Consider the following 25,874-nt stretch of genomic DNA (forward strand, 5'->3'; position numbering starts at 1 on the left):
GGTTAAACCGCTAAACGCTATGATTTTTAATCTTCTGCGACGGGGACTAACGCTTTAAATGCATGTAATTCATCAAGCGAGATAGGACTCTCTAATCCCTTTTTCGTTTTAATATTATAAATATAATTTTTATGTTGGCCTGAACTTGTCGTCGAGGTTATATAAAGCTGATTATCTGAGCTTAGGTTAATTGTATCGATTTCTTGATTGTTCAGAATAGTCGTGACTGCATTATTGTTATTACGATCGATGATAGAAATTTGCGCCGCTTCTTTGATCACAATGTAATCGTCATTAACCCATAGATCGTTTTGCTCGCCGTTACTTATTTCATCATCAGAAGTATCGGTATTGAAGCCGCTATTTGATAATGGTGAGGCATCTAAGTTACCCAGTTTATTTACAGATATAGAATATAGGCATTGTTTGCCATCAGGACAAATAATGCCGTTGAGATTATTGTTTAGTGTTGTACTAAGTAGAAACGCATCATCGCCATTTTGTGCTGATTCACCATCCCAACCACCTGAATAATTTTTATTTAATGTATCACCATCCTTCAATAGCCCTATATTCAAAAGAGTTAAATCAGAGTCTGAAATTGGAAGGATTTGGTTTACATCGGATAAATTTTTGATTCTGTTGTGTATCCCAATCATATTTGATAACAAGCCATCATTAATTTTGGCAATGGCACCTTTACATAATGCTTTTTGTGGCAAGGATAATTTATCACTTGTACAAATATTCCCATCAAAAGCCGTTTTTTGACCTTTTGATGTTTCAATTAACACGTCACCCAATGTATTACTGGTTGACAATAGGCTATCACCGCTCATTGCTGTCACTGACTTGGTTTTTTCAATGGTTTTATTTTCAATTAATTGCTGTAAAACTTGTGCGATCGATACATCGGGATCATCGCTGGTGATCTGGCTAATAGCATCAATGATAGAAGCCTCATTTAAATCCAAACTATTATAAAAATGACCATGTTTGAGTGTGTCGGTAGCGAAGACTTCACCATTAGAAAATATTAATGATCCTTTACTATTTTCACCTAGAAACGATGGGCTATCCTTCTTATCGGTAATGAGAAAATAGTCGCCATTGGGTTGCACATAATACCAAGCAGGGTTTCTCATGGTTTGAGAAACATCCAGGACAGGTTTATCGCCAGTGATGGCGTCAATCAGTTTATTGAGGGCGTCCTCATTTGGATCCTCAACCGGTGCTAAACCTTGGGTGTATTTATAAACCGCGTTATGTTTTTCTGTAACCTGAACAACAAATCCGCCGTTTTTGGTTGGGGTAAAGTCATTCACGCCATAATTAGAAATGTCATATTGCGCGCCGGAGCTATCAAAGCCGATCAAATGCTGAGTCGAGAGGGTGTTTTGAGTGTCAGCTTTATCATTGTCATCTTGCAGGCGAGCAAGACTGGAAACCGTGTCAAGATTCGAGAATTGTAGTACCGCTAATTCAGCTTTTGGTGCGCTGTCATCATCGGATAAGTCGTTACAAGCAGAAAGGGCAAAGCAGCAAAGGGTGGTGAATAATAACTTCTTGATCATGAGGGCTCTCTATTTTTTTTGTGCGGTATATTAGCTTATGAGAGGCCGCTTTTTACAGCTTACCTGTTGGGGGAGAGGAAGCAGCTTGGAATTATGGCACAAAAAAAGGCACTAACCAGAAAATATTGGGTAGTGCCTTATTTTTTATGTGATGCGAAATTTGGTTTTCGCAGGCTTTTATTTTTAATTATAAGCGCGAGCAAAAGTGCCGTTAGTGTCAACTTGATATTGCGCGGCGCTTAATGGAATAAAGGCCGACTGTCCTTTGCTGATACAAAGCTCAACGCCTGATTGATGACGCAATATAACATCTTGATCAATGGCAAAAATAATTTCAGCGCTTTGACATTCAATCTCACTATTTCCCTGGTAAACACTGAAATTAAAATCGGCAACTGGAATCGGATAATGCTTGGCATTGCCCTCAACGCGTGGCGTCATTAAAATTTCATCATTGGGTTTTGGCACGCAAATAGTGTTGGCGATAAGCTCTGGCACATCCATATATTTAGGGGTTAAACCGGCGCGTAAAACGTTATCGGAATTGGCCATGATTTCTAAACCTGTCCCTTTGATATAAGCGTGTGGGGTACAAGCATCAAGGAACATAGCTTCGCCTGGTTGCAGCGTCACCACATGCAGCATTAGTGGTGCGAATAAACCGACATCGCCTGGATATTGCTTAGATAATTCAAGGATCAATCCAGCGATTTTACAGCTTGCATTCTTTTCAACGTGAACCATTAAGGCATTGAGAGCAGAGGCTTTACGCTCGCCTTTAAGTGATAAAATGGCTTCAAAAAAGGTGGTTAAACCTTGTTGCGTTTGATTGGCTTTAAATGTAGCAACTTCCGCTTCTAATGCTGCAATGCCAATGTTTTCGAACGGTTTAATGATTGCAGGGTAAGCTTTAAAGCCATTCATGGCTTGATATGGAGTTAAAGCATACACCAATTCTGGTTTATGGTTTGGATCTTTGTAGTTACGGTTGGCGGCTTTAATATCTATGCCAGCTTGGTTTTCTTTTTCAAAGCCAATTTCAGCCGCTTGCTTACTTGGATGAACTTGAATTGATAGTGCTTTTTCTGCTGCTAATACTTTAAATAAGTAAGGCAGTTCGTTAAAGGTGTCGGTGGTGGCTTGACCTAAAATAGCCACTTTATCTTGTTTGATAACCTCATCTAGATTAAGCAGTGCACCATCAATTTCGATTTGAGAACAACCATTAGGGTGAGCGCCCATCCAGATCTCAGCTTGTGGGCCTTGACTTGGGTTCGGCATATCAAACAATTGTTCAATCGAAGTTGTGCTGCCCCAAGCGTAATCTTGGATCACGTTTTTCATCAGGGTAAATGGAGGTAACTGTTTCATAAAAGACCTTAGGTGATGACCATTTTGTACCGATTGTACTGACAAGTGGTTAAGAGGTATAAATCTAGATCAAAAAAAGTAGATAACAAATTCATTATCTACTTTTATTGATTATGGTGTTTTAAGTGGTAATTAGGCTGCCACGGCGTTAGCGGCTCTCGCTTTACGCATTTTTTTCAATGTAACACAAACGACAGCGGTAACAATTGCGCCAGTCGCCATACAAATCAATGCCATGACGGGTTTGTTCATCGCGCCCAGTAGCGCTACCACAGGACCACCGTGAGCTACGCTGTTAGTAATGCCAAATGAGAATGCCATCACTGCGCCAACCATTGAGCCAATCACGTTAGCCGGAATAACCGATAGCGGATCTTGCGCGGCAAATGGAATTGCACCTTCAGAGATACCCACCAAGCCCATTGCGCCGGCGGCTTTACCTGCTTCGATTTCGCTAGCTTCAAAGATATCAAGTTTGCGACCAATAACAGTGGCAAGTGCCATACCGAGTGGTGCAATTGGGATCGCGACTGCCATTGCGCCCATAAATTGAGTTTGGCCACTGGCGATCATGCCGACCGAGAATAGGAATGCCACTTTGTTAAATGGACCACCCATATCAAAGCCTGCCATGCCACCAAGGACAATACCTAATAACACCACGTTACCAGTACTCATCTCAGTTAGAACGGCACTCAACCACTGCATTAAATCAGCAATTGGCGCGCCGATAACAAAGATAAATAATGAAGCAACAAATACCGTACCTAAGATCGGAGCGATCATGATAGGCACGAGTGGGGCAATCATTTTGTGGTAATTACGAGTCGCAATAAAGCGCACGAAATAACCAACTAATAGACCGGCAATAATAGCACCAATGAAACCAGTACCAGCGTCAGCGCCATAAAAAGAACCGGTATTGGCGATCCAACCACCAATAAAGCCAGGGGCAAGTGCGGCGCGATCACCAATGGCAAAAGCAATATAACCGGCAAGAATTGGGATCATCAGTTGGAAGGCAACCACACCCACATCTAACACATGTTGCCATAAACTGCCTGCTGGAATTTGCATCCCACTTGGGGTCGGTTCACCCCCAATCGCCAGAGAAAGCGCGATCATCAAACCACCAGTGACCACAAATGGGATCATGTGTGATACGCCATTCATCAAATAACGATAAAGGTTAGAGCGGCCAGAGGTTGCGGCTGATTTTTCTTGTTTAGAACTGTCTGCATCAGCATGATAAGGGGCTGCATCGAGCGCTTGCTGAATAACGCCTTTACCATTACTGATAGGGGCTTTCACACTGGTTTGGATCAGTTTTTTACCATTGAAACGCGCCATATCGACTTGTTTATCACAGCTGACGACGATGGCTACCGCACGCTCAATTTCTTCGGCGGTTGGCGCGTTTTTAACGCCAATTGAACCGTTGGTCTCAACTTTAATTTCGTAACCCATTTCAGCCGCGGCTTTCTCTAAACCTTCGGCTGCAAGATAAGTATGCGCGATACCAGCAGGGCAACCAGTGACACCAATAAGGAAACCTTTATCAGCAGCAACGCTATTGGTCACTTCTTTTTTCTCAAGCAATAATGCCAATGCCTCGGCCGGTGTTTTGGCCTGCATAAAGGCTTCAATAAAGCCGTCTTCAATCAGCTTTGATGATAATTCAGCGAGTACCTCAATATGGTGATCAGCGCCGCCATCGGGAGATGCGATCATAAAGAACAGTTTAGAGGCTTCGCCATCTTCTGCGCCATATTCAATCCCGCCGCGACTAATACCAATCGCAACCGCGGGCTCGCAAACTGCCGCACTTTTGGCATGGGGAATCGCGATGCCGTCTTCAAAACCGGTATTGCCGATTTCTTCACGGGCATACACATCTTTTAAAAATTGCTCACGGTTATTGAGTTTGCCTTGAGATTCTAATACATCCACCATTTCATTAAAGACTTCATCTTTGCTGGTGGCGGTTAGATTCAAGCGGATCAGATTTTCATTAATCAGCTGAGTAATCATTATCATACCTATATGGGTTGGGCTTTGTTATACGCGATATTGTTGGATATTTCGGTCATGAAAAAAAGTGCACATAAACACCATTTACTGGATTATTGTAACCTAGGGTTAGGTTTGTGATCTTGATCACCTAGCTTGGTTGGCTAGTGATATACCCAGTAATAAGCAAGGTTTACAATGTGTGTATTATCTTAAGGTTACTTAAAGTCTCTTAAAGGTAGTCCAATATTCAACAATAAGTGAAAAAATGCCCATGAGCCAAGTTTTTATCAATGTGTTAGAAGGTGTATTAGCGGAGAGGGAGCATTTTAATCGCGTGTGGTTTGCCAGCGATCACAGCACGCCACCGCCTTTTAGTTATCAAGTCAATTTCCCGCGGATGGAGTTTGTGATCACCGGTGAGTATATTAATACCATTGAAGATCCTGAGTTTGGTATCACCCAAGTGAAAGTCTTGCCAGGTGACATTTTGTATATTCCACCCAATAGTTGGAATAATCCAGAATGGGATACCGATTGTTGTGTCTTGAGTTTATTATTTGGTAAGCGCCAACTTGGGTTTAGTTTGGTGGAAAAACGTAAAGGGGAGGCCACGTTTTTTGATGTGCAAAAACACAGTGTTAAGACTCGTACTGGCCATGCTTTAGACCATATTTTAAGTGGATTAAATACTTTAGCCACAGAGAAAATACAGCATCCAACTGGTGGACATTTACTGATGGCATTAATGAGCTATTGTCACAGCATGTTGTTATCACCAGAAAGCTCAACCCAAAATCGCAGTGAAGATTTGTATCAAGGAATTTGTATTTATATTCAGGAAAATTTTCACCGAAATATTACCCGTGACAGTATTGCCAGCCGTTTTAATGTTAGCCCCAATCATTTGTCGCGTTTATTTCGCCAACAAGGGCACATGCGGCTAGCCGACTACATTACTTGGGTGCGGTTAGAGCGGGCAAAATTTATGCTTACGCGTTATACCTTTAGATTAAGTGAAGTGGCACTACGCTGCGGTTTTAATGATGTGAATTATTTTTATCGGGTGTTTAAAAACAAACTTGGCCGCACTCCAAGTGAATTTAAAGCCATGCATACGGTTAAAAATGGCGCGAGTAGAGATTAATTTTTAAGCTTTCCAATAACCAATAACCAATAACCAATAACCAATAACCAAGTTTATTTTGGCATCATTAAACAAGTTAAGATCGCTTGCAGTTCACAAGGGTTATGATGGGCGCTAATAAATTGGTTTTTCTCAATATCAATTAAACTTACCGCCAAATTACGCACCGCTAAAATGGCATTGTTACTGCATGGTTTTGGCAGCAGCAGCGCCACAACATGAGTGACAAGGCCATGCTTAGATTGCCAATTAATAGGGGTATGAGAAGTTAAGCAGATCAGTTTAGGTTGTGATACTGATTCAGTGATCACATGGGGAAGCGCGACTCCACCTTGCATTCCAGTGGACGATACTTGCTCTCGCTGGGCTAATTGTGTTTCGATAGCTTTATAGTTTTCGAGTGAGGCTATTTTCGCAATGCGTTGTAATATATAAGACTTCTCTGCTTTTGAGTCATCTTCAGAGGGGGTCATTAAGCGGTAAAGGCGAATAAAAGCTTCCAGTTGATCTTGAATAATATCATGGTGAAATTGGAAACTACTCGAATGTAAATTCTGCGAACCTTGTGGCTGAGCGGAGCTTGGACTCTCGAGTAAGAAGCAATCTTGTTGTAAGTAAAGGCGTAGAGTAGCGGCATAGGTTTCAGCTTGTTTCCCACACAGTGTGATCTCACATAAATCAAAGGGTTGAAAGGCAAAAGTGAGAGCGCTTAAATATTGTTGCACGTTTACCCGTTGCAATGTGTGCACTTTGATCAACTCAGAATAGCCTTCAAATCCTCTAATTTGCTGGTGGATCCCTTTAATCAACCAAGCCGGTAAGCCAACTTGACCCAAGTAAAAAGTGACTCGTACTGTAGAGGTCTGTTTTGATGACGTGACTGAGGTTACTGGGTGAGTATTAGGCAAAGGGATTATACCATTCAAATTAGTTTCAAGCATGTCTAACATTAAACTGGCTGTAATATTTTACTACCGTGAGTTTAAACCGTTGTTGAGATTAAGCTTCAGTTTGCTCACTAAAAACCATCAAGGCAGCGTTTAATTACCGCATCTGGATTGGTTAATACCTCTTCAATGTTCGATTTAATCACATGGCATTGCTCAAATCGTTCTGCTTGCTCAATTTCAATATCTGATGCAATAAGCGCGATGTCGGCATGGCTAATATCGTGATAGCTTAATTTATTTTCTATCCCCATTGCCCCTTGAGTTTCGACTTGAATATTTATTTTTAAATGAGCAGCCGATTTAACCAAGGCTTCGGCGGCCATATAAGTATGTGCAATACCAGTAGGGCAGGCGGTGACAGCGACTATTTTCATGTTACATTTTCCATTTATTCTTTAGTGAAATACGGCGTTGCGTATAGCAGTCATGCTATTTGCTACTTATGAATAAACGGTAAGTAGCATAAGTTAAATAAAATTATTTAGCGTTTAATACAAACTTTTCAATTGCTTGAGCGACACCACTATTGTCATTGCTGTCGGTGATATAGTTTGAAATCGCTTTGGTTTCATCGGTGGCATTTGCCATTGCGATACCGAGCCCAGCGTAAGTGAGCATGTGGTGATCGTTACCGGCATCACCCATTGCAATCACTTGTTGCTGCTCAATACCAAGGTGCTGGGCTAACGCTTCAACCCCTGCGCCTTTATCACTGGTTTTGTGCATTATCTCTAAAAAGAAAGGTGCACTGCGCACTATGGTAAATTGTTGATAAAGATCGTTTGGTAGTTGTGCTACGGCTTTGCTCAGGATCGGCTCTTCATCGACCAGCATCACTTTTAAAATCGGGGCATCATCACTCAACTCAGAAAAAGGCATCTCTACTACGTCAATACCATTGATAACACATTCATGATTAGTGTATTTGCTGTTTTTAGGCGTGATCAAACCATGCTCAATCGAAAAAGCATGCACATTAACATTTAATGTTTCAGCCCAATTAGCGATCAGTTTGGCATCGGCGCCAGTTAATATTTCTTGGCGGATCACCGTCTTTGAATCTGCAGTTTGCACCATAGAGCCGTTATAGCTGATCACATAATCTTGATCAGTATTCATCTCTAATTCTTCAAGCGCGGCAAGCATGCCATCGAGTGGACGACCAGAAGCCAGTACCACCGTCACACCCATCGCGCGAGCTTGGCTAATGGCTTGTTTATTGTGTTTGGTGATCTTGTGTTCGCTATTAAGCAGTGTGCCATCCATATCCAGTGCGATCAGTTTGTACATGATTCTTCTCGTTCTAAAATTAATTTAGATGCATGTTAACGGTATGACATGGGTGACACAATCGATATATACCCATGTTACTTGAAGCTGCGGCTTTTTTGGCTACAAAGTTCACTTCAATCACTTAGACAAGCCAAATTCATGGACTTATGTCGATAATCTAGGGTTTAGTTGCCGCCTCACTGCAACTTCAATTATCTTGGATATAGAAGGTCAGCAGGATGCCGGTTTGAAAAACAATCAATTATTGCCATTGGCCATAGTGATCACTCGTTTTAAGATCCGGCGCAGCAATTGGGGTATTTGTTCTATTCCTTGTTGTTCACAATACTCTGCTATGCTCAGCGCGACATCGGGTTTGGCGTGTTTTTTTAATACTCGATTAATTACCTTTTTCGCGGATACCGGTTGATCAATAGGAATATTAATTAAATCGCGAAAGAATTTTTCAAAGCCATGATGATAGAGGAAGTTTTCGATATCTTTATCTGGCAGCTCAGTTAATCGATGCTGTTCAAGATCTTGTTCGAGTAGAGAACGCACCGTCGTGGCGTATTTATTGCCGGCCGCGTCGCCATCGGTCACCACATGCCAATCAATCTTTAAGGCTTTAGCGACTTTGATTAACGATTTCAAGCCAGACTGAGCAAATTCAACCAGTTGGATCCCTTCATTGGCGAGTTGGTAACCGCACACTTTGGCCAATTCATTAAATAACCAAAATTCCGTTTCACCTTCCACCAATAACCAACTGCGAGCAAAAAGCGCATTGGGACGATGAAAACGAATATGAAAACTAATACGGCGTAATTCATCATGACTGAGTAAGTGGTGCGGAATCGAAAGGGCGACGGTTTTATCTGATTGCCTGACTAACCGGCGTATGGAGAAAAAAGGCACAGCACTGAGCAATATACCACTATTGGTGGTGACAATTTTTTGCATAGGGATCATTTGTAATAACTCCCATGATTTTAATAAATTGGTAGGGTGCAAGCGACTTTCAGGATCTTCTAAAATCATTATAGGGCGAGCAGATTGGCTAATGTCAGCAGCCCCTTTGGCTTGAAAGTACGCATTAAGTAAGCCCATTAACAGCAATTTACTTTGATGATTTTTATTGCTTTTTAATAAATGAATTAAACTGTCTTTATTGGGGTTAATTGATTCACTCAGACCACTAAAAAGACCGTCTCTTGCTTCGCGTGGATTTTGTTTCGGCTGATTTTGAAAGGAGAAATAATGGTCAATTAAGTGTTGCATCGCATTGATGGTGCTTTTTAGTTCGGCTTTATTCACATGGCCCGGCATAGCGGATAAACGACGATAGGTATTGTTGACTCGGCGTTCGATCTTTTCTTTGTCATTGTCATCGCTAAATATGACTTCTTCATTTTGCTGGTGCAATCGTCGAGCATCGCGTAAACGGATCACGGGATGCAACCGACTTAACTCAAGGGCCAATTGCTCGCAATCGTGAATAGCGAGCACATTGCCTTCCCAATCTAAAAATTGATAATGCGTGCTGACTTTATGCTCATTGCGGATTGCGCTGATCTGAAAAAGAAAGCTTTTTGTGTCTTCGGAGTCGGAGTTTTTATCATTATCCGCATGATCAGAATCGATCCAAATTGGTTTTAAGCGGCGATAACGAGCGCTAAGATGTTCCGATTTATGCTGAGTGCGCCATTGGGTTACAATTTGAATATGTTGGGTTTGCGGTTGTGACAAGGCGTAATTGACATGAAAATCTTGGATCTGAAAAGGATATAACTGACCATTATGAGGCAGCGCAATACACAGGGCATCCAGTAGAGAGGATTTACCCCAAGTGTTTTCACCTAGCAATGTCGTGATCTCATCAAAGCCGATGGATAAACGTTGAATACCTCGAAAACCCACAATTTCAATTCGTTCTAATTGCATATCAAGTCCTTATCACTAAGCCATCCACTTTAGATTATAGGAATCAATCCAATCAAGAGGGTGTTTTGCTCACAAATTTGAAATAGTCATAGAGTTGTCATGCTTGAAGGCTTATGATTAAGAGTAAAGAAAAGAGCATAAGATTGATCTTAAAAAATACAGATCGTGATGACAGATACAACCATAAGAAGAACTATGACAGATATAACGCACCATTCCGTGAGCCTAACGCTTGCGCATATCAACGATACCCATTCCTATTTTGAACCAACATCATTGCAGTTACAGCTTAAAATTGGTCAACAAACGCTATCTCCGTATGTGAGCGCGGGTGGATTCGCGCGTATTGCCACTCGATGTGATCAATTGAGAGAACAAGCAAAGCAAGACAATAAAGGTTTCTTGTTTTTACACGCCGGTGATTGCTTTCAAGGCACATTGTATTTTTCCTTATTCAAAGGCAGAGCCAATGCCGACATGCTGAATGCTTTAAACCTTGATGCGATGGCGCTGGGTAATCATGAACTCGATATGGGGAATGAGCCGGTCGCACATTTTCTTAAACGAATCGAATTTCCATTGCTGGCTGGCAATTGGGATGTTTCCAACGAAGATAAAACCAAAGCCTATAAAGTGAGTGACTCAACTCAATTGCATAGCTTTGCATCGCAGCATCAACACGCCACTTGGGTTGAAAAGCAAATCAACGGCGAGCGCATTGCTATCTTTAGCCTTGCCTTAGATAAAATGGCCGATATTTCTAACCCTGATGTGGATACGCCTTTTATTAATGCCATTGATGTGGCTAAGGCAACCGTGGCGGCTATTCACAAACAAGGTATAAATAAAATCATTTTGCTCAGCCACTTAGGTTATGAAGCTGATTTAGAAATGGCAGCCCAAGTCGATGGTATCGGAATTATTGTGGGTGGGCATTCGCACCGTTTGCAAGGTGATTTCTCCGAGCTTGGTTTAGGTAAAGATGATGATTATGGCCAAAAGATCAATGATACATACGTGGTGCAAGCCGGCTTTCATGCCCAAACGATGGGACATTGTGACGTTACCTTTGCTGCCAATGGACGGGTGAGCGACTTTAACGGCAAGAACGAATTATTACTCGGACGCCGTTTATGTTTAGACGCCACATTAAGCCAAACACATGGTGATAATGCTCATGCCAAAGCGTGTCAGTTTGTGGCACAGCACCCTAATGTGGTGGTGTGTAAAAAAGATCGTGATGTGCAAAGCATTCTGATTGATAAATACATGCCGAAAGTTCGAGCATTGCAACAAACGGTCGTCGGTAAAACGGATTATAAATTGCGTCATGTTCGCATTCCCGATGAACAAGGGTGCAGTGAACTGGCGCCATTAGTGGCAGAATCTTTCGCATTTACCTTAAATCAGCAAGGCCATAATATTGAATTTGCCGTTCATAATGCGGGCGGAGTACGGTGCTCTTTAAATCCTGGTGATATAACCATTGATGATGTGGCAGGAAAATTATTGCCCTTTGCGGTACCGATTGGGTTCTATCAAATACAGGGGCGCTATATTGGCCAAGTTCTGGAAGGTGCCATTAATAATGCATTAAGTAATGGTGTGGTTGGAACGGGATCAGGCAGTTACCCTTATGTGCATAATTTGCGTTTTGAATATTGCGCAGAGAAACCGTTAGGCCAACGAATTCAAGCTTTGCAGATTTATTCCTCATCAAGTCAGTCGGAGAATAAGTGCTGGCAAACTATTGATGATAAACGTTTTTATACCGGTTCTTCCTCGGCTTACACCATGAAAGGAAAAGAAGGCTATGGCGCAATAGTCAATATGAAGCAACAAGGTCAAGTCACCTCGTTTTCGATGGCGGATTGTTTTATTGAATTCTTAAAACAAAATCCACAGCGTTTACTTCAATCGCAATTAATGGGGCGAGTTAATCGCAATCGTTAATATCAACCGTTAATAGGTTGGTTGACCATTTCGCGTCAAAAAAAGGCTGATCCCACTTCTCATTAAAAAGAGCATGTCAGGTATCAGCCTATTTTTTATTTGTTCGGTTTGCCGAGCTTTTATTTGCTCGGGTCACCGCGATTTAAGCATAAAATACGGGAGCAAACTGCTGAATATAAACCGTTTCGCCAGCTTCTACTTTACCGCGCTCTCTTTCTAGAATGATAAAGCAGTTGGCCAGGCTCATTGAACGGAACGCACCAGAGCTTTGATTACCGGTGCTACTAACTTCAAATTGACCTTGCTCGTTAATCGTATAAATACCACGTTGGAAATCGGTACGACCAGGCGCTTTTTTAAAGCCAGTTAACGCTTTGGCAGGAATACTTGGTTGGGCTTTCCAATCGGCATGTCCTGCCAGTTTTGCTAATAAGGGTTGTACTAAAATATACAAGGTTAAAATTGCAGAAACTGGGTTACCAGGCAGACCACAAAAAATGGCATCAGCGCTATCATCGGTTGCCAATAGTTTTCCAAACGCAAAAGGTTTACCCGGTTTCATGGCAATCTTCCAAAAACCAATTTGTCCAAGTTCTTCTAAAATGATTTTAGTGTAATCGGCTTCACCTACACTAACACCACCAGAGGTTATCACCACATCAGCTTGCTGTTGTGCTTGAATAAAGGCTTGACGCAGTTGGTCTTTATCATCAGGGATCACGCCCAAGTCAATCGCTTCACAACCAAATTGTTCTAGCATGATCTTAATGCCATAGCGATTACTGTCGTAGATTTCACCTTCTTGAAGAGGTGTTCCTAATGGTTTTAATTCATCACCGGTCGAGAAAAATGCCACTTTAGGTTTGTTTAATACTGTTAAGCTTGGAATGCCTAAGCTTGCGATCATTGGAATATCGCGCGGGGTTAAACGATGACCCTTTGGCAGCACTAAATCGCTTTGGCCAATATCTTCACCTAATGAACGGATATTTTGTTGATCACGAACTGGCAGAGCTTGGCTAAAATCGACAATGTTAGGAGTAGTGGCATCTATTGTCGCTTGTTCTTGCATGATCACAGCGTCACAACCGGCGGGTATTTTGGCGCCCGTCATAATGCGAATACAGCTTGCTGGTGGCCATTCACCTTTATATGGAATACCGGCGAAAGATTTCCCTACGACTTCTAACGTGGTTGTATTGGAAAGATCCGCGATACGAACCGCATAACCATCCATCGCTGAATTATCAAAAGGCGGCACATTAAGTGGAGAATGCAGGTCTTGTGCTAAAACATAACCAACCGAATCGGAAAGCAATTTTTCAACAGTACAAGTGACTGGGGTAATGGATTTCAGCATATTGGCTAAAGCATCATCAATTGGCATTAGGCCGGGAGTGCTACAAATGTCCATAGTATTTCCTGTTTAAAATTGAGACTGGTGGCGTGAGTCGGATTTAACTTGTTGGCAGCATTTATAACAACAAATAGGCCTTCAAAAATCAAAAGAGCACACGCAATTTATGGATGTAATTATGCTTGAGAACGAGTATCCTTGTCATCAACTCAATAGTGGTATTTAGCTTCTAGTCGAGTTTTTATAGATGTTCGATTCGAACGAAAGGGAGTAGTGATGGGATCTCAAGCAGTGAATAAACAAGGTTTAAGCGAATCAGCGTTGTTAGTGAAAGCAGCATTACAACAGCGCGGAATTGAAACACCAATGCGTTTAAATGACATTCCTCGCCAAGAAAAAAAACAACGCATTGAGCATCACATGCGAGAGATTTTAACGCTGTTAGAGTTAGATTTGAGTGATGATAGCTTGGAAGAAACCCCCCAGCGCATTGCAAAAATGTATGTGGATGAAGTATTTTCGGGGCTAGATTACAAAAACTTTCCTAAGATCACTATGATCGACAATAAAATGTCGTGCAGTGAGATGGTTCGAGTAAAAGATATAACCGTCACCAGTACCTGTGAACATCACTTAGTGACGATTGATGGTCAAGCTGCCGTGGCTTATATCCCGCGCGGAAAAGTCATTGGTTTATCTAAAATTAATCGTATTGTGCGTTTCTTTGCTCAACGCCCACAAGTTCAAGAACGCATGACTCAGCAAATTTTAGTCGCGTTACAAGCACTACTCGAAACCGATGATGTTGCCATTACTATGGATGCCACTCATTACTGCGTAAAATCTCGCGGCGTGATGGATGCTACCAGTGTGACCACCACCACAGCCCTAGGCGGCATTTTCAAATCCAACCCAGCAACCCGTGCTGAGTTTTTCCATGGTTTAAGATAAGAGCTCATGGTTTAAGATAATGAGTTTCACGGCTTAAGATCAACACATGGATAAAAGAAGAAAAACGCCCGTCATCCCACACATGAGCCTAAGCGAAGAAGATGCGGGATCTCGCTTTTGATTTCCTTACGCATATTGTCAGCTCGCGGATACTTTTCACGTTATACCAATACAAAAAATCGCACCTTTGAGTGCGATTTTGCTTATTAAATTTAATATCTAGCAATTACCACTAATAAGAAACTTTACCGCGCAGTTGTTTTTTTTGCCCTTGTTGTACTTTCTTATCGGTACGCTTTCTTTGCGATGAGCGAGTCGGCGAAGTGGCTCGGCGCACCTTGACGATTTTCGTCGCTTCTAATATCAACTCTTTCAAACGCAGCAGTGCATCTTCTCGATTTTGTTCTTGAGTACGATATTGTTGCGCTTTAAGCACGATTACGCCATCTCCGGTTAAACGCTTATCGGAGATTTTAAGCAATCGTTCTTTATAGAAGCCAGGCAAGCTTGATGCATTAACATCAAAGCGTAAATGAATCGCAGAAGACACTTTATTGACGTTTTGGCCACCCGCACCTTGGGCACGAATTGCCGTCAGTTCAATTTCATTATCAGGTATTTCGACATTATTTGAGATTTTGAGCATAGTTTTATTAAAAATTGATGAATGAATGTAGTTAAGTTATCGAATTGTTATTAACACTAATGATATGCTATATCGTATTCGATAGACAGCGCTAGTATGAACGCGGTTTTGAAATGTTCGACAGTGGTGTTTAAAAAAGCAGTAGACTTATGTGATTGGTCGGTTGGTATTTATTGTATCGACTAACATATCAGTGCAATGGATTTAAGGTGGTAATATGACCGTAGATGTATCTCATTATAAAGCACTCATTTTTGATATGGATGGCACTTTAATCGATACCATGCCATCGCACTTAAAAGCGTGGCAACAAACGGCAGAGCAATATAACTTTCCATACGAACAAGAATGGATCCACAGTATGGGAGGGATGCCCACCTTAAAAGTGGCTAAGCAGTTAAATGCAAAGTATAACATCGATATCGATCCCGCAGTGGTGGCACAAACTAAGATAGGTTACTTTGCCTCTCTTATCCATGACGGAAAAGTTATTGATTGTACTTACCAAGTATTAGAGCAGTTCCAAGGGCTGAAAAAAATGGCGATTGGCACCGGAAGTAACCATAACAATGCCATGAAGTTATTAGAATACAACGGTATGTTGCCAATGATAGATGCGTTAGTTACTTCGAAAGATGTGACCAATCATAAGCCCAATCCCGATACCTTTTTATTGGCAGCAGAACGCTTAGGTATCGAGCCAAAAGATTGCGTGGTATTTGAAGACACCGAGATTGGACGCCAGGCTGCTATAGCGGCAGGAATGGCGTGTATTATGGTGGTTGATGGTAAATTAGTTGAAAGCAGTACTCAAGTCGCTTAGTGTCCATTTTTTCGATCATTAAACATCTGTAATGGTTTGCTCTTGTTCAGCTGACACTAATATTAAGCAGACACAAAAAAACCTGAAAACGAAAGCTCTTTCTAGCTAACAAGTTTTCAGGTTTTTTATGCCGAATTCTAGATTTCTGTCAAACAGAAACTACTTAACAATATCTAATAATTCCACTTCAAAAATCAAGGTTGCACCAGCAGGGATAGGGCCGCTACCCGATTTACCGTAACCCAGTTGATAGGGCACAAATAAACGGATTTTCTCACCGACAACCATGTGTTGTAGACCTTCTTGCCAGCCCTTTACCACTTGATTTAACTTAAATTCAATTGGCTCACCACGTTTGTATGAGCTATCAAATTCCGTACCATCGAGTAATGTACCTTGATAATGAACGCGCACTTTACTGTTGGCGCTTGGGTGTTCTTCACCGCTACCTTTTTCTAATACCAAATACTGCAAACCGCTTGGGGTTGTGATCACGCCTTCTTTATTGGCATTATCCGCCAGAAAGGCTGTACCCGCTTTGATATTTTCTTCTGCTGCTTTTTGATCATTCATTGAACGATACAATAAAAACAGCACGCCTAGAAGTAACAGTACAGGCAATAAAATCTTCACTTAACTTAATCCTTTAATCGATTTATGGTTGTTTTAACAAGTAGTTTATCGTGTTTGCGATATCTTGAATATCTTTATGACCAGGAATGAGAACTTGATATTTACCGTTAACGATAAAGGTAGGTACTGCATCAAATTTAGCTTGGTTGGTGATCGCCATTGCGCCTTTTAAGTACTCTAATAATGCTTTCTTTTGCAGTTCATCAAAGTTGTATGGACTAATGATATGACGAGAGGTGAATACTTGCTCAACCGCTTGTTGTTGCTGAGTTAAGGTCGAACCTTCACCTAATTGAACCGCTGCGAATAATTCAGACATCATTTTTTCGTCTGGAATATGGTTTAGCTGCATTACCCCTGCATAATAGAATAAGGCTGCAGTTTGAGCTTGGTCGTTGAAGGTAACGTGTACCTTGCCAAATTTTTGATGAGTTAAGCCTTCGAGCTCAGCAAGGGACGGTTCTAAATTACGGCAATGACCGCAAGTTAACGAGAAAACTTCGGTTACCGGTTTAATATCCGGTTGGGTTAATGCAGTTGGTAATTTCTTATATTGGACACCTAACTCTGGCTTGCCATTATCAGAACAAGCAGATAAAAATGTTAAGGTTATCGCAAATAAAAACAGACTTTTTAAATGTTTTGGCATGAGATTCTTTATAAAGTTAAGTTAAGAGACAAGCAAGTAGAGCGCAAAGCATAAGAAAAGTTCCGCTTGATGTAAAACAAAAACGATAGGTTGTGATCTTAATAGGCTAGATTTACTTTATTTGCCTAAATAACTCGCTATTCAAACATGATTTGGTGATAAATTAGCTAAATGGAAGCGTTGGTAAATGGAGCCAACAATAAGAGACGACATTATTTTTTAGATGAATGGATTTTAAAAGCATGGATGTGATGAAATTTTTTACGGTATCAAATACCTCAATGTGTTGTGCTTTAGCACTAAGCGCAAATGTCTACGCCAATGAAGATGCGAAGGGCTACTCAATTGTTCCTTATATCATTAATGGTAATGAAGCGGATGTTGCTGCATTTCCTTACATGGGGCTATTGCTCAAAGACTATTTAGATACCACAACCACAGAATATCCTAATGGTTATCTTGTTACTTTGTGTGGCTCAACTGTACTGGACGAACGTCATGTGTTGACCGCTGCCCATTGTGTTGAGGCGATCACTGATGCTCAAAAAGAAGAAAACAAAAGATTGGCGGTGGTATTTAAGGTGCAAAATATCAATTCCGATATATTTGCTAATACTAAGTATTCGGTTGAATCTATCTATTATCACGATGATTACAACATCAATAATAATTTATCCCATGATATTGCAATTCTAAATCTCTCAGAGCCCATTAGCAGTGATGATGTTTCGCGTAATAGCTATGTTGCAATAGCGGGGAGTGAGAGTGACTACCGTAGTAATGATTTTCAATTTACTCTGATCGGCTACGGTAATACCGGGCCTGCAACCTCCAATCCAAATGAAAACAATTCTAAAGTATTACAAAAGACTAAAGTCAGTTATATAACAGCAGATGAGTGTCAGAAAAACTACCCTGATGTAGATGATGCACAAATTTGTGTAACAGGTTCCATAGCGAATATGCTGCGTACAGGAGCCTGCCAGGGAGATTCAGGTGTGCCATTGCTTTACAGGCGAAATAATACGACATACCAAGCTGGTTTAGTCAGCTTTGGACCTGAATCGTGTGGTGATACCAGCCAAGTTGTCCAAAGTGTATATACTGAACTGGTGGATTATCAAGGCTGGATCAGCTCGGTATTAAATGGTACGGCTACCCCAAAACAGGCTATGAATGAAACCGATGATGATAGCAATAACGAATCCTCTAATAGCAGTTCTGGTGGTGGCTCTTTAGGTGGTTTTGGATTGGCATTGTTAGGTTTGATTTATTGGAATCGTCGTCGTAGGTAAGAAAATCAACAAACTCAATAATGCAATTGTGATTATTTGGTTGCGGTGTTTTTCAAGGTAGTAGTGATAATTTTTCAAGGTAATTGTGATAAACTGATTTAAAACAATATGAATTTAAAGGAATAAAATGAAAAAGTTAATTGTGGCTCTAAGCTTGGTGACCATTTTAGCAGGGTGTGATAACAATGAGGTTGGGGATGTGTCTTTAGGGCTATTCACCACCAAAGATATTAAATTGAACACTTTAATTGATCCAGAAGTTGCCGGTGTGACCTGTCATATAGCCTCAATTGAAGCGAATTTAAGTTTATCTGATCCGAGTGATAGCTCGATTTCTTGCCGTCAAACCGGAGAAATTACCCCTGAAATGATTGCGGGTATTGATCGCTCAGAATCAGGTGAAACGGTCTTTAAAAAATCAAAAAGCGTGTTCTTTAAGACCATGAAGATCCGCCGTATTTTTGATGCTAAGAGCCAAACCTTAATGTACCTTTCTTATTCGACTAAAGAGACATCGGGCAGTTTCAAACATAGCCTATCAACGGTTCCTCTATGGGGCACGAAAGCGTATAAAACACCAGAAATGCTGGCGCAAGAAAAAGCCCTTAAAGATGCAGAATAAAGCAAGTTAAGTCTTGGGTTTAAATTCATGATCAGATTAATAAATCATTGATTTTAAATAGCAACTGTTATTAGTGATCCTAAAAGCCTAGTGAATATTTACTAGGCTTTTTTATTGGCAAGTATCCTGTTACTTATTGCTTGAAAGTGCTATGGTCATTGGCTCTTTCTGATCAGAAAAAATTTGATGGATGATAGGAAATATTATGGAGTCGCGAGTATCTCAGTTAATTGCACAAAAGATACAATGGTTATCTCACCATGTTGATGTAGCATTCCCAACGCCAGAAAGCCTACAAGGGCGAGAGTTATACCTTGCGGCGCAAGCGACAAAGACCTTTACTACTCAAATTTCTAGCGAGCTATTATCTCAAGCCAGTCAATATCCAATTTGGTTAGATGAAGTGGTGTTGGTTGATTTTCATCGCTTAACCATTATGTTTTCGATTCTGCAAGCAAAAGCGTGGTCACAGCAACCAGAACAAGAAAAGTTGGTGATCGAGTTTTTAACTCAAATTATGTTAGATGATGATTACCAATTGTACATGGGGTTTAAACAAGGTGAAGCGGTGGCAGCATTGATTGTACATAAAAGCGTGGCAACGACCGAAGATCCTTCTGAGTATTTATTGCTTTCAGATGTGTATTTATCAAGCGGCTATCAAGTAGAAACAGCATTACCATTTTTTGCCTCTGTAATTGATTTATACCAACAGCCAAATGATAAAAAAACAATCATAGTTTATCCATTATAAAGTCATATTAACCATATCAATGGGATGTTTGCTCTCCTTGTATTGTTAACAAAAGTGATCTTGTTTGAATTTCTAGAGTTTGATTCGGTTTGATCTAACAGTTTACCTAACCTTTGCTTTCTTAATTTATCTCTCAAAGCCAGACTGAAAGTATAAATTTTAAAAGAGGGTAGCAAGGATGTCTCAATCCCAGATCAAATGCGTTATATTTGATTGCGATGGCACGCTAGTGGATAGCGAAACGCTATGCTGCCAAGCATTAGTACAAGTATTTGCCAATTACGGTGCTAAAGTAAGTTATGACAACTGCATGGCGAACTTTCAGGGCGGGAAAATGTTCGATATTCTCAAAGATATCAGTGAGAGTGTCGGGTTGACTATTCCAATGGAAATACTGGAGCCTCAGTATCGTGAAGTTATGCGTCAATTATTTACCGACCAACTCAAACCTATCCCGCATGCGCTAGAAACCGTTCAATATCTAATTAGTCAAAATATTGCGGTGTGCGTAGTTTCCAATGGACCAACCGCGAAGATGCAACAATCTCTTGAACTGACCGGAATGTTTGATCTTTTTGAAAATAATATCTTCAGTGCATTTGATATTAATTGCTGGAAACCCGAACCCGATTTACTGCTGTATGCGGCCATGCAGATGGGCTTTAAACTTGAAGAGTGCTTATTTGTGGATGATACCGAAAACGGAGTAAAAGCGGGTATCAATGCAGGGATCCAGACTATTCATTTTACACCATTAGAAGCTAAAGTGATTCAGCACCCATTAGTGAGTCATATTGCGAATTTATCTGAACTGCAAAAATTACCGCTATTTCATCATTAGCTAATATTATAAATACTCAAACTAATCAGGAGATCTATCATAATAGATTTGTGAGGATTGAACAAAGGGTCGTGTGTGATGTTATATCGCCAAATTTCACTACCTATAAACGACCGTTTTGATCGTTAATTATGTTTTATCATCTTTAATATTTAAAGCTTCACCATAATCACCAGCAACCTTTTTCGCAGGTTTATGTTCATCGGTTAGCTCCGTTGAGATTGCGGATTCAGTTGTTGTCGCCTTAGTCTCATCAATATCAGTTTTTACTTTTACTACTGGCGTTGTAATTGGAAGATCACCACGCTGTAATTTGGCTTTCTTCAAGGTTCGATGTAGTAATTGGGTGTAAATAGGTTGTCCACCGAGTAACTGCGCCATGATGGTCGCGCCCAAAGTGGTAATGATCAGTGGCAAGATCAAATGATAGTTATTAGTCATTTCAATAACCAGTAAAATACCGGTGATAGGGGCTCGAACTGTTGCTGCAAACAATGCCCCCATACCTGCAATCGCAAACATTCCAGGTTCAATGGGTAAGCTTGGGTCAATATAAAGGGCAAATTGACCAAAGAAGGTACCAAATAATGTTCCTAGTGCCAGCATCGGAGCAAAAATACCACCTGGAGCACCAGACCCAAAACAAATTAACGTTGTGGCAATACGCGCAAGAAATAGGATCATTAAGAAACTAATACTGTAGTCACCATTAGTTGCACCAGGAATAAGCTCAACCCCACCACCGGTTAATTCAGGTAAGTAAATCAGTAATAAACCAAATACACCACCAATAACAGTACCAGTGATCAAGTAGCGTTTACGTTCATTTCTATGGATCAGCGCGAACATATCTTGCGCCCAAGTAACCAAGCGATTGAAGGTGACACCAAAAATACCAAACATCAGACCAAGAACTAAGAAAAGCCATAAAGTGTGTAATTCTGGAGGGTTGTATTGCGGCATGGTGATCACCGCATCTTGACCCTTTATGCTGCGAAATACTAAGGTCGACATTACAGAGGAAATAATAACGGCTTTAATTGACAATAAGTTGTATCGAAAGTGAGGACGCATTTCTTCAACCACAAACATGATACCCGCGAGAGGAGCATTGAATGCGGCAGTTAAGCCACCAGCGGCACCACAAGCTAATAAAGAGTGTCGTCCATCAGGGTCTTTTAAGCGAAAAATATCAGAAACCATACGTCCAATATTTCCGCCCATTTGTACTGTAGGACCTTCACGGCCTAATACCATCCCCGATCCAAGTGCACCTAGACCACCAAAGAATTTTACTGGTATAACACGCCACCAGCGAACGGGGCGAATATCATCCATCGCGCCTTCTATTTCAGGAATACCAGAACCGGAGGCTTCAGGAGCAAAACGGTTTACAAGGTAGTAACCGACAAAAGCGAGTGCAGCACTAACAAGGATGGCGGTTAACCACAAAGGCACAGCGGAACCAACTTCTTGCTTTAACCATTCAGTACGAGTCTCTGATATCCAAGTGACGGCTATTTCAAAAAAGGTGCCGACAAAACCAGCTAAAATACCAACGATGGCAGATAATAACAAAATCGAAACGGGGGTTTTATCCCGAGTTAAAATTACTCCGACAAATTTTTTCGATTTGTATTGAGTAAAAGATTTTTTAAACGCTTTTGTTTTAGCCATTAGGGTTTGAGATTCCTATGATGATGAGGAAGTGATAAAAATGAGATCCAGATTATAAAATATTATGAAATAATTACATCTAATTGTTACGAAAAGTAAGTTTACTCATAAAGTAGTAAAATAGCACAGATTTTATCAGAAAATATTATTTTGGATCAGCTTGTAATTTGAAAGTTATGAACCATACTTTTTATAGGTAGAAGACATACTTTACAGGGAGGGAATAGCTTCTGCAGGCGAAAGCCAAATCGACACAGTAATACGTTAACTGACATAGCGCGAAACACTTCAATGTTGTTAGATATTTAGATTTATCGTGACAAAGTAAAAAGAGATACCGCAACAAAATACACAGTAAACGCTACACAGAAAGACGTGACAAAGGCTACATAGTAAAAGGCTACATAGTAAAAAGTGACAAAGTAATATGTACACCGCTACAAAATAGATACAAAGCAACAAAGCAACATAACAACAAAGATAAGCGCTAGAAACACATATGTTAAAGACACAAAACGTTTCAAGATACATGCTTTAAAGTAAAAAACACGTGTTAGTAACAAAGAGTACAATGTGGAAAGTGTAACGTAACAAACTGAGAAATCCTCGACCTATGGTCAACAGGATATATTACCTGATTGACTCGCATACTCACGATTGAGTCTCGAGGGGAAAGCGCACTGCAATTGGTGCGCTTTTTACTGTCTAGCATTCGATACAGAGTCATTAATTATTGTTGAAATATAGATGTTAGGGTGTAACCCGACCAATGGATTAACGGGATGAATTGTGGAGGTTATAACCGAGCCCTCCATCAACTAATACTGCAATTCAACCAATAAAAGTATATACTGCCGGCTCTCACAAGGAGCATCTATGTCACAGCGAGTCGCTACAAATATCATTACCGGTTTTTTAGGTGCGGGTAAAACCACCACCATCTTACATTTATTAAAGAATAAGCCTAAAGACGAAAATTGGGCGGTTTTAGTTAATGAATTTGGTGAAATTGGTATTGATGGTGCCTTGATGACCGAGCAAGGCGCGATGATCAAAGAGATCCCTGGTGGGTGTATGTGCTGTACCGCTGGTGTCCCAATGTCTGTGGGTATTAATGCGCTATTACGAACCAAGCCCGACCGTTTATTGATTGAACCAACGGGACTCGGTCATCCCAAAGAAGTGACTTCCAAATTACTCTCTGAGCAATTCGCTCCTTATGTTGATCTAAAAGCGACCATTGCTTTAGTCGATCCTCGTCATATCTCAGATGAAAAATATACGGCTAATCAAAATTTTAATGACCAACTTGACTCCGCTCAAATTATCATCGCCAATAAAGCGGATCAATCATCTGAACAAGATATCGATAATTTAATCCTTTGGTTTGAACAGTTTAAACTCAAGCATCCATTAGGCGCTGAACGATTACAGCTAGTGACAACGTCACAAGGTTCAATTGATTTAGTTTTACTTGAACAGGTAAGAGTCGCAGAAGCGTTAACGGCATCAGAACATTCAAGTCATAGCCATGGTCATTTAGATCCACAATTTGGCTTACAACCAGGACAAGAATACGTTCGTAAAGAAAATAAAGGACAAGGTTATTTTAGTTGTGGTTGGTTATTTGGTGCAGAGTTTATTTTCAATTTTGATCAACTATTTTCTATGTTGTCATCGCTCACTGCCGAGCGAGTCAAAGCGGTAATGAATACCGATCAGGGCTGCTATGCGTTTAATATGTCGAATGGTGTTGTATCAGTCAATCAAATGACACTGGAAGGTTATGAATCTCGAATTGAAGTGATCGATAGCGAGTTAATGCCATGGCAACAACTGGAAGATGTTTTATTATCTTTAATTATCAATAAATAGACCAATGAAAAAAACACTTTCAAATAGCGAATTACTTATCGGTTCGTTGCAAACTGAATATAAAACCTTGCAAGCAATGATTGGCATTTATTGTCCTGCCCATCATGCTACTAACTTGGGTGATAAAAATCATCAGGGGTTATGCCAAGAGTGCCAAAGTTTGTTAGATTACGCAGAAATGCGCTTAGATCGTTGCCCTTATGGTGAAACCAAACCAACCTGCAATAAATGCCCAATCCACTGTTATAAACCAGAACCAAAAGCTCAAATGCGTGAGGTGATGATTTATGCGGGTCCTCGCATGTTAATGCCACATCCGATCTTGGCGATCCGTCATTTAATTAAAGAGCGTAAAAAAGCGGCAGGGAAACCCGCCGCGAATCAATCAAACCGTGCTAAAAGAAAAGCAAACTACGAGCGCTCAGGAAATAACTAGCGTTTATTACGCAGATAACGTTTACGGCGCTCTTCTTTTTTCTTAATTTGTGCTTCTTTTTTACGTTCAGCTTCAATTTCTACATCAATCAATTCTTGAGTGATCATTTCTGGTCGCTCAAGAGTGATTTTTCCTAATGTACCGCTGCGTAATTCATGCAATAAAATTTCAGACGATTTGTGTAAATCAATTCGGCCACCAGCGCGCAATGCACCACGTTTACGCCCAATCTCTTCCATCAACTCAATTTCTGTTTGTGGTAATTCTTCAATATTGTAGCGCTCTTTCAATAAGTCTGGGTATTCCTTGGCAAGGTATTCCACTGTATAAAAAGCCACTTCATCATATTCCATTGCCGTATCTTTAACCGCGCCAGTTGCGGCTAAACGAAAACCACTGTGCGGATTCTCAACTTTAGGCCATAAAATCCCAGGGGTATCCGACAATACTATGCCGTTTTGTAGATTAATACGCTGTTGGCGACGCGTTACCGCTGGCTGGTTACCCGTTTGTGCAATCATGCGACCGGCCAACGTATTGATAATCGTTGATTTTCCTACGTTCGGTATACCCATGATCATGGTGCGAATATCTTTACCAATATCACTACGATGTGGCGCTAACTTTCGACATAACTCCATGATTTTAAACACTTCTTGCGGGTTTTCAGTGGTGATCGCCATGGCTTTAACGCCTTGCTCTTTTTCAAAGTGATCGATCCATAACTGGGTTAGCTCCGGATCGGATAAATCACGTTTGTTGAGCACTTTAATACAAGGTTTATCACCGCGCAGATGTGAAATTAACGGATTTTCACTAGAGAACGGAATACGCGCATCCAGCACTTCAATAATTACGTCGATTTTAGGGATAACTTCTTCTATTTCTTTACGAGCTTTGTGCATATGGCCCGGAAACCATTGGATGCTGTTGTTAATTGTCGACATTGAATCGCCTTTAATTGGATGCAGTATTAAGATTTTTTAATTAAGGCGGATATTAACACCTTCTTTGGTTTTAGGGGAGTTTTGCCTACTCTTGCATTCAAATCATCACAAGAGTTTACTCACCTTGTGATGATTTAATCACAGATA

At 40.7% G+C, this 25,874-nt stretch carries 23 protein-coding genes; 10 read left to right on the forward strand and 13 right to left on the reverse strand.

What is annotated here, in order from left to right; genetic code table 11:
• Window positions 1–26 precede the first annotated feature (26 nt).
• From GFB47_RS13325 to GFB47_RS13335, 3 genes are all read right to left on the reverse strand, one after another.
• Window positions 27–1,574: a hypothetical protein gene (locus GFB47_RS13325; protein WP_153448532.1), complete on the reverse strand. Its 1,548-nt coding sequence runs from the start codon at window positions 1,572–1,574 to the stop codon at window positions 27–29.
• Between the two features lie 183 nt (window positions 1,575–1,757).
• On the reverse strand, window positions 1,758–2,945 hold the full coding sequence (gene manA, locus GFB47_RS13330; protein ID WP_153448533.1) for a mannose-6-phosphate isomerase, class I: 1,188 nt from the start codon (window positions 2,943–2,945) through the stop codon (window positions 1,758–1,760).
• Window positions 2,946–3,077: 132 nt separating this feature from the next.
• Window positions 3,078–4,976 (reverse strand): PTS fructose transporter subunit IIABC, encoded by a 1,899-nt coding sequence (locus GFB47_RS13335; protein WP_153448534.1) that lies wholly within the window; start codon window positions 4,974–4,976, stop codon window positions 3,078–3,080.
• Window positions 4,977–5,229: 253 nt separating this feature from the next.
• Between GFB47_RS13335 and GFB47_RS13340 the strand changes: the two genes are divergently transcribed.
• On the forward strand, window positions 5,230–6,102 hold the full coding sequence (locus GFB47_RS13340) for a helix-turn-helix domain-containing protein (protein WP_153448535.1): 873 nt from the start codon (window positions 5,230–5,232) through the stop codon (window positions 6,100–6,102).
• A 53-nt stretch (window positions 6,103–6,155) separates the two neighbouring features.
• Here GFB47_RS13340 and GFB47_RS13345 read toward each other — a convergent pair whose 3' ends face one another.
• The 4 genes from GFB47_RS13345 to GFB47_RS13360 all read right to left on the reverse strand — a co-directional run bounded on the left by GFB47_RS13345 (window position 6,156) and on the right by GFB47_RS13360 (window position 10,268).
• A complete protein-coding gene (locus tag GFB47_RS13345; RefSeq protein WP_218619105.1) occupies window positions 6,156–7,043 on the reverse strand; it encodes a PTS sugar transporter subunit IIA in 888 nt (295 codons plus the stop codon).
• 77 nt (window positions 7,044–7,120) lie between these two features.
• The gene (locus GFB47_RS13350; protein ID WP_153448536.1) at window positions 7,121–7,426 is read right to left on the reverse strand and encodes a PTS fructose transporter subunit IIB; all 306 of its coding nucleotides are present in this window, start codon (window positions 7,424–7,426) and stop codon (window positions 7,121–7,123) included.
• 103 nt (window positions 7,427–7,529) lie between these two features.
• Complete coding sequence (yidA, locus tag GFB47_RS13355) at window positions 7,530–8,342, reverse strand: sugar-phosphatase (RefSeq protein ID WP_153448537.1); 813 nt, start codon at window positions 8,340–8,342, stop codon at window positions 7,530–7,532.
• 240 nt (window positions 8,343–8,582) lie between these two features.
• Window positions 8,583–10,268 (reverse strand): DUF2813 domain-containing protein, encoded by a 1,686-nt coding sequence (locus GFB47_RS13360; protein WP_153448538.1) that lies wholly within the window; start codon window positions 10,266–10,268, stop codon window positions 8,583–8,585.
• 195 nt (window positions 10,269–10,463) lie between these two features.
• On the opposite strand from GFB47_RS13360, the gene GFB47_RS13365 reads away from it, so the two are divergent.
• Window positions 10,464–12,221 (forward strand): bifunctional metallophosphatase/5'-nucleotidase, encoded by a 1,758-nt coding sequence (locus GFB47_RS13365; protein WP_153448539.1) that lies wholly within the window; start codon window positions 10,464–10,466, stop codon window positions 12,219–12,221.
• Window positions 12,222–12,363: 142 nt separating this feature from the next.
• Here the strand turns inward: GFB47_RS13365 and moeA are convergent, their stop codons facing one another.
• Window positions 12,364–13,635 (reverse strand): molybdopterin molybdotransferase MoeA, encoded by a 1,272-nt coding sequence (gene moeA / locus GFB47_RS13370; protein WP_153448540.1) that lies wholly within the window; start codon window positions 13,633–13,635, stop codon window positions 12,364–12,366.
• Between the two features lie 219 nt (window positions 13,636–13,854).
• Here moeA and folE point away from each other — a divergent pair, with 219 nt between their 5' ends.
• A complete protein-coding gene (gene folE, locus GFB47_RS13375) occupies window positions 13,855–14,529 on the forward strand; it encodes a GTP cyclohydrolase I FolE (protein ID WP_153448541.1) in 675 nt (224 codons plus the stop codon).
• 232 nt (window positions 14,530–14,761) lie between these two features.
• Here the strand turns inward: folE and arfB are convergent, their stop codons facing one another.
• On the reverse strand, window positions 14,762–15,175 hold the full coding sequence (gene arfB / locus GFB47_RS13380; RefSeq protein ID WP_153448542.1) for an alternative ribosome rescue aminoacyl-tRNA hydrolase ArfB: 414 nt from the start codon (window positions 15,173–15,175) through the stop codon (window positions 14,762–14,764).
• Window positions 15,176–15,392: 217 nt separating this feature from the next.
• Between arfB and GFB47_RS13385 the strand changes: the two genes are divergently transcribed.
• Window positions 15,393–15,998: an HAD family hydrolase gene (locus tag GFB47_RS13385; RefSeq protein ID WP_153448543.1), complete on the forward strand. Its 606-nt coding sequence runs from the start codon at window positions 15,393–15,395 to the stop codon at window positions 15,996–15,998.
• 159 nt (window positions 15,999–16,157) lie between these two features.
• Here the strand turns inward: GFB47_RS13385 and GFB47_RS13390 are convergent, their stop codons facing one another.
• Window positions 16,158–16,571 (reverse strand): FKBP-type peptidyl-prolyl cis-trans isomerase, encoded by a 414-nt coding sequence (locus GFB47_RS13390; RefSeq protein ID WP_153449008.1) that lies wholly within the window; start codon window positions 16,569–16,571, stop codon window positions 16,158–16,160.
• A gap of 82 nt (window positions 16,572–16,653) precedes the next feature.
• Complete coding sequence (locus GFB47_RS13395) at window positions 16,654–17,280, reverse strand: thioredoxin domain-containing protein (RefSeq protein WP_153448544.1); 627 nt, start codon at window positions 17,278–17,280, stop codon at window positions 16,654–16,656.
• A gap of 242 nt (window positions 17,281–17,522) precedes the next feature.
• Between GFB47_RS13395 and GFB47_RS13400 the strand changes: the two genes are divergently transcribed.
• From GFB47_RS13400 to yieH, 4 genes are all read left to right on the forward strand, one after another.
• Entirely contained in the window at window positions 17,523–18,575 is a 1,053-nt protein-coding gene (locus GFB47_RS13400) for a S1 family peptidase (protein ID WP_178306514.1), read from the forward strand.
• A 127-nt stretch (window positions 18,576–18,702) separates the two neighbouring features.
• Window positions 18,703–19,197, forward strand: coding sequence for a CreA family protein (locus GFB47_RS13405; protein WP_153448546.1), 495 nt, complete (start codon window positions 18,703–18,705; stop codon window positions 19,195–19,197).
• Window positions 19,198–19,402: 205 nt separating this feature from the next.
• Window positions 19,403–19,951: a flavodoxin gene (locus GFB47_RS13410; RefSeq protein WP_153448547.1), complete on the forward strand. Its 549-nt coding sequence runs from the start codon at window positions 19,403–19,405 to the stop codon at window positions 19,949–19,951.
• 178 nt (window positions 19,952–20,129) lie between these two features.
• A complete protein-coding gene (yieH, locus tag GFB47_RS13415; RefSeq protein ID WP_153448548.1) occupies window positions 20,130–20,792 on the forward strand; it encodes a 6-phosphogluconate phosphatase in 663 nt (220 codons plus the stop codon).
• Window positions 20,793–20,921: 129 nt separating this feature from the next.
• On the opposite strand, the gene clcA is transcribed toward yieH, so the two are convergent.
• On the reverse strand, window positions 20,922–22,469 hold the full coding sequence (gene clcA, locus GFB47_RS13420; protein ID WP_153448549.1) for a H(+)/Cl(-) exchange transporter ClcA: 1,548 nt from the start codon (window positions 22,467–22,469) through the stop codon (window positions 20,922–20,924).
• Window positions 22,470–23,345: 876 nt separating this feature from the next.
• On the opposite strand from clcA, the gene GFB47_RS13425 reads away from it, so the two are divergent.
• Together GFB47_RS13425 and GFB47_RS13430 are read left to right on the forward strand one after the other, a co-directional pair.
• A complete protein-coding gene (locus GFB47_RS13425; RefSeq protein ID WP_153448550.1) occupies window positions 23,346–24,344 on the forward strand; it encodes a CobW family GTP-binding protein in 999 nt (332 codons plus the stop codon).
• 4 nt (window positions 24,345–24,348) lie between these two features.
• Complete coding sequence (locus GFB47_RS13430; RefSeq protein WP_153448551.1) at window positions 24,349–24,780, forward strand: nitrous oxide-stimulated promoter family protein; 432 nt, start codon at window positions 24,349–24,351, stop codon at window positions 24,778–24,780.
• On the opposite strand, the gene ylqF is transcribed toward GFB47_RS13430, so the two are convergent.
• Complete coding sequence (gene ylqF / locus GFB47_RS13435; RefSeq protein ID WP_153448552.1) at window positions 24,777–25,727, reverse strand: ribosome biogenesis GTPase YlqF; 951 nt, start codon at window positions 25,725–25,727, stop codon at window positions 24,777–24,779. The two genes, GFB47_RS13430 and ylqF, sit on opposite strands and share 4 nt — an antisense overlap.
• Window positions 25,728–25,874 lie beyond the last annotated feature (147 nt).

This window comes from Vibrio algicola (assembly GCF_009601765.2).
Lineage (GTDB): Bacteria > Pseudomonadota > Gammaproteobacteria > Enterobacterales > Vibrionaceae > Vibrio > Vibrio algicola.

Excerpts from the sequence above, each read along its gene's own strand:
- GFB47_RS13325 (WP_153448532.1), bottom strand. The coding sequence starts at position 1,574 with ATGATCAAGAAGTTATTATTCACCACCCTTTGCTGCTTTGCCCTTTCT.
- manA (WP_153448533.1), bottom strand. The coding sequence starts at position 2,945 with ATGAAACAGTTACCTCCATTTACCCTGATGAAAAACGTGATCCAAGAT.
- GFB47_RS13335 (WP_153448534.1), bottom strand. The coding sequence starts at position 4,976 with ATGATTACTCAGCTGATTAATGAAAATCTGATCCGCTTGAATCTAACC.
- GFB47_RS13340 (WP_153448535.1), top strand. The coding sequence starts at position 5,230 with ATGAGCCAAGTTTTTATCAATGTGTTAGAAGGTGTATTAGCGGAGAGG.
- GFB47_RS13345 (WP_218619105.1), bottom strand. The coding sequence starts at position 7,043 with ATGCTTGAAACTAATTTGAATGGTATAATCCCTTTGCCTAATACTCAC.
- GFB47_RS13350 (WP_153448536.1), bottom strand. The coding sequence starts at position 7,426 with ATGAAAATAGTCGCTGTCACCGCCTGCCCTACTGGTATTGCACATACT.
- yidA (WP_153448537.1), bottom strand. The coding sequence starts at position 8,342 with ATGTACAAACTGATCGCACTGGATATGGATGGCACACTGCTTAATAGC.
- GFB47_RS13360 (WP_153448538.1), bottom strand. The coding sequence starts at position 10,268 with ATGCAATTAGAACGAATTGAAATTGTGGGTTTTCGAGGTATTCAACGT.
- GFB47_RS13365 (WP_153448539.1), top strand. The coding sequence starts at position 10,464 with ATGACAGATATAACGCACCATTCCGTGAGCCTAACGCTTGCGCATATC.
- moeA (WP_153448540.1), bottom strand. The coding sequence starts at position 13,635 with ATGGACATTTGTAGCACTCCCGGCCTAATGCCAATTGATGATGCTTTA.
- folE (WP_153448541.1), top strand. The coding sequence starts at position 13,855 with ATGGGATCTCAAGCAGTGAATAAACAAGGTTTAAGCGAATCAGCGTTG.
- arfB (WP_153448542.1), bottom strand. The coding sequence starts at position 15,175 with ATGCTCAAAATCTCAAATAATGTCGAAATACCTGATAATGAAATTGAA.
- GFB47_RS13385 (WP_153448543.1), top strand. The coding sequence starts at position 15,393 with ATGACCGTAGATGTATCTCATTATAAAGCACTCATTTTTGATATGGAT.
- GFB47_RS13390 (WP_153449008.1), bottom strand. The coding sequence starts at position 16,571 with ATGAATGATCAAAAAGCAGCAGAAGAAAATATCAAAGCGGGTACAGCC.
- GFB47_RS13395 (WP_153448544.1), bottom strand. The coding sequence starts at position 17,280 with ATGCCAAAACATTTAAAAAGTCTGTTTTTATTTGCGATAACCTTAACA.
- GFB47_RS13400 (WP_178306514.1), top strand. The coding sequence starts at position 17,523 with ATGGATGTGATGAAATTTTTTACGGTATCAAATACCTCAATGTGTTGT.
- GFB47_RS13405 (WP_153448546.1), top strand. The coding sequence starts at position 18,703 with ATGAAAAAGTTAATTGTGGCTCTAAGCTTGGTGACCATTTTAGCAGGG.
- GFB47_RS13410 (WP_153448547.1), top strand. The coding sequence starts at position 19,403 with ATGGAGTCGCGAGTATCTCAGTTAATTGCACAAAAGATACAATGGTTA.
- yieH (WP_153448548.1), top strand. The coding sequence starts at position 20,130 with ATGTCTCAATCCCAGATCAAATGCGTTATATTTGATTGCGATGGCACG.
- clcA (WP_153448549.1), bottom strand. The coding sequence starts at position 22,469 with ATGGCTAAAACAAAAGCGTTTAAAAAATCTTTTACTCAATACAAATCG.
- GFB47_RS13425 (WP_153448550.1), top strand. The coding sequence starts at position 23,346 with ATGTCACAGCGAGTCGCTACAAATATCATTACCGGTTTTTTAGGTGCG.
- GFB47_RS13430 (WP_153448551.1), top strand. The coding sequence starts at position 24,349 with ATGAAAAAAACACTTTCAAATAGCGAATTACTTATCGGTTCGTTGCAA.
- ylqF (WP_153448552.1), bottom strand. The coding sequence starts at position 25,727 with ATGTCGACAATTAACAACAGCATCCAATGGTTTCCGGGCCATATGCAC.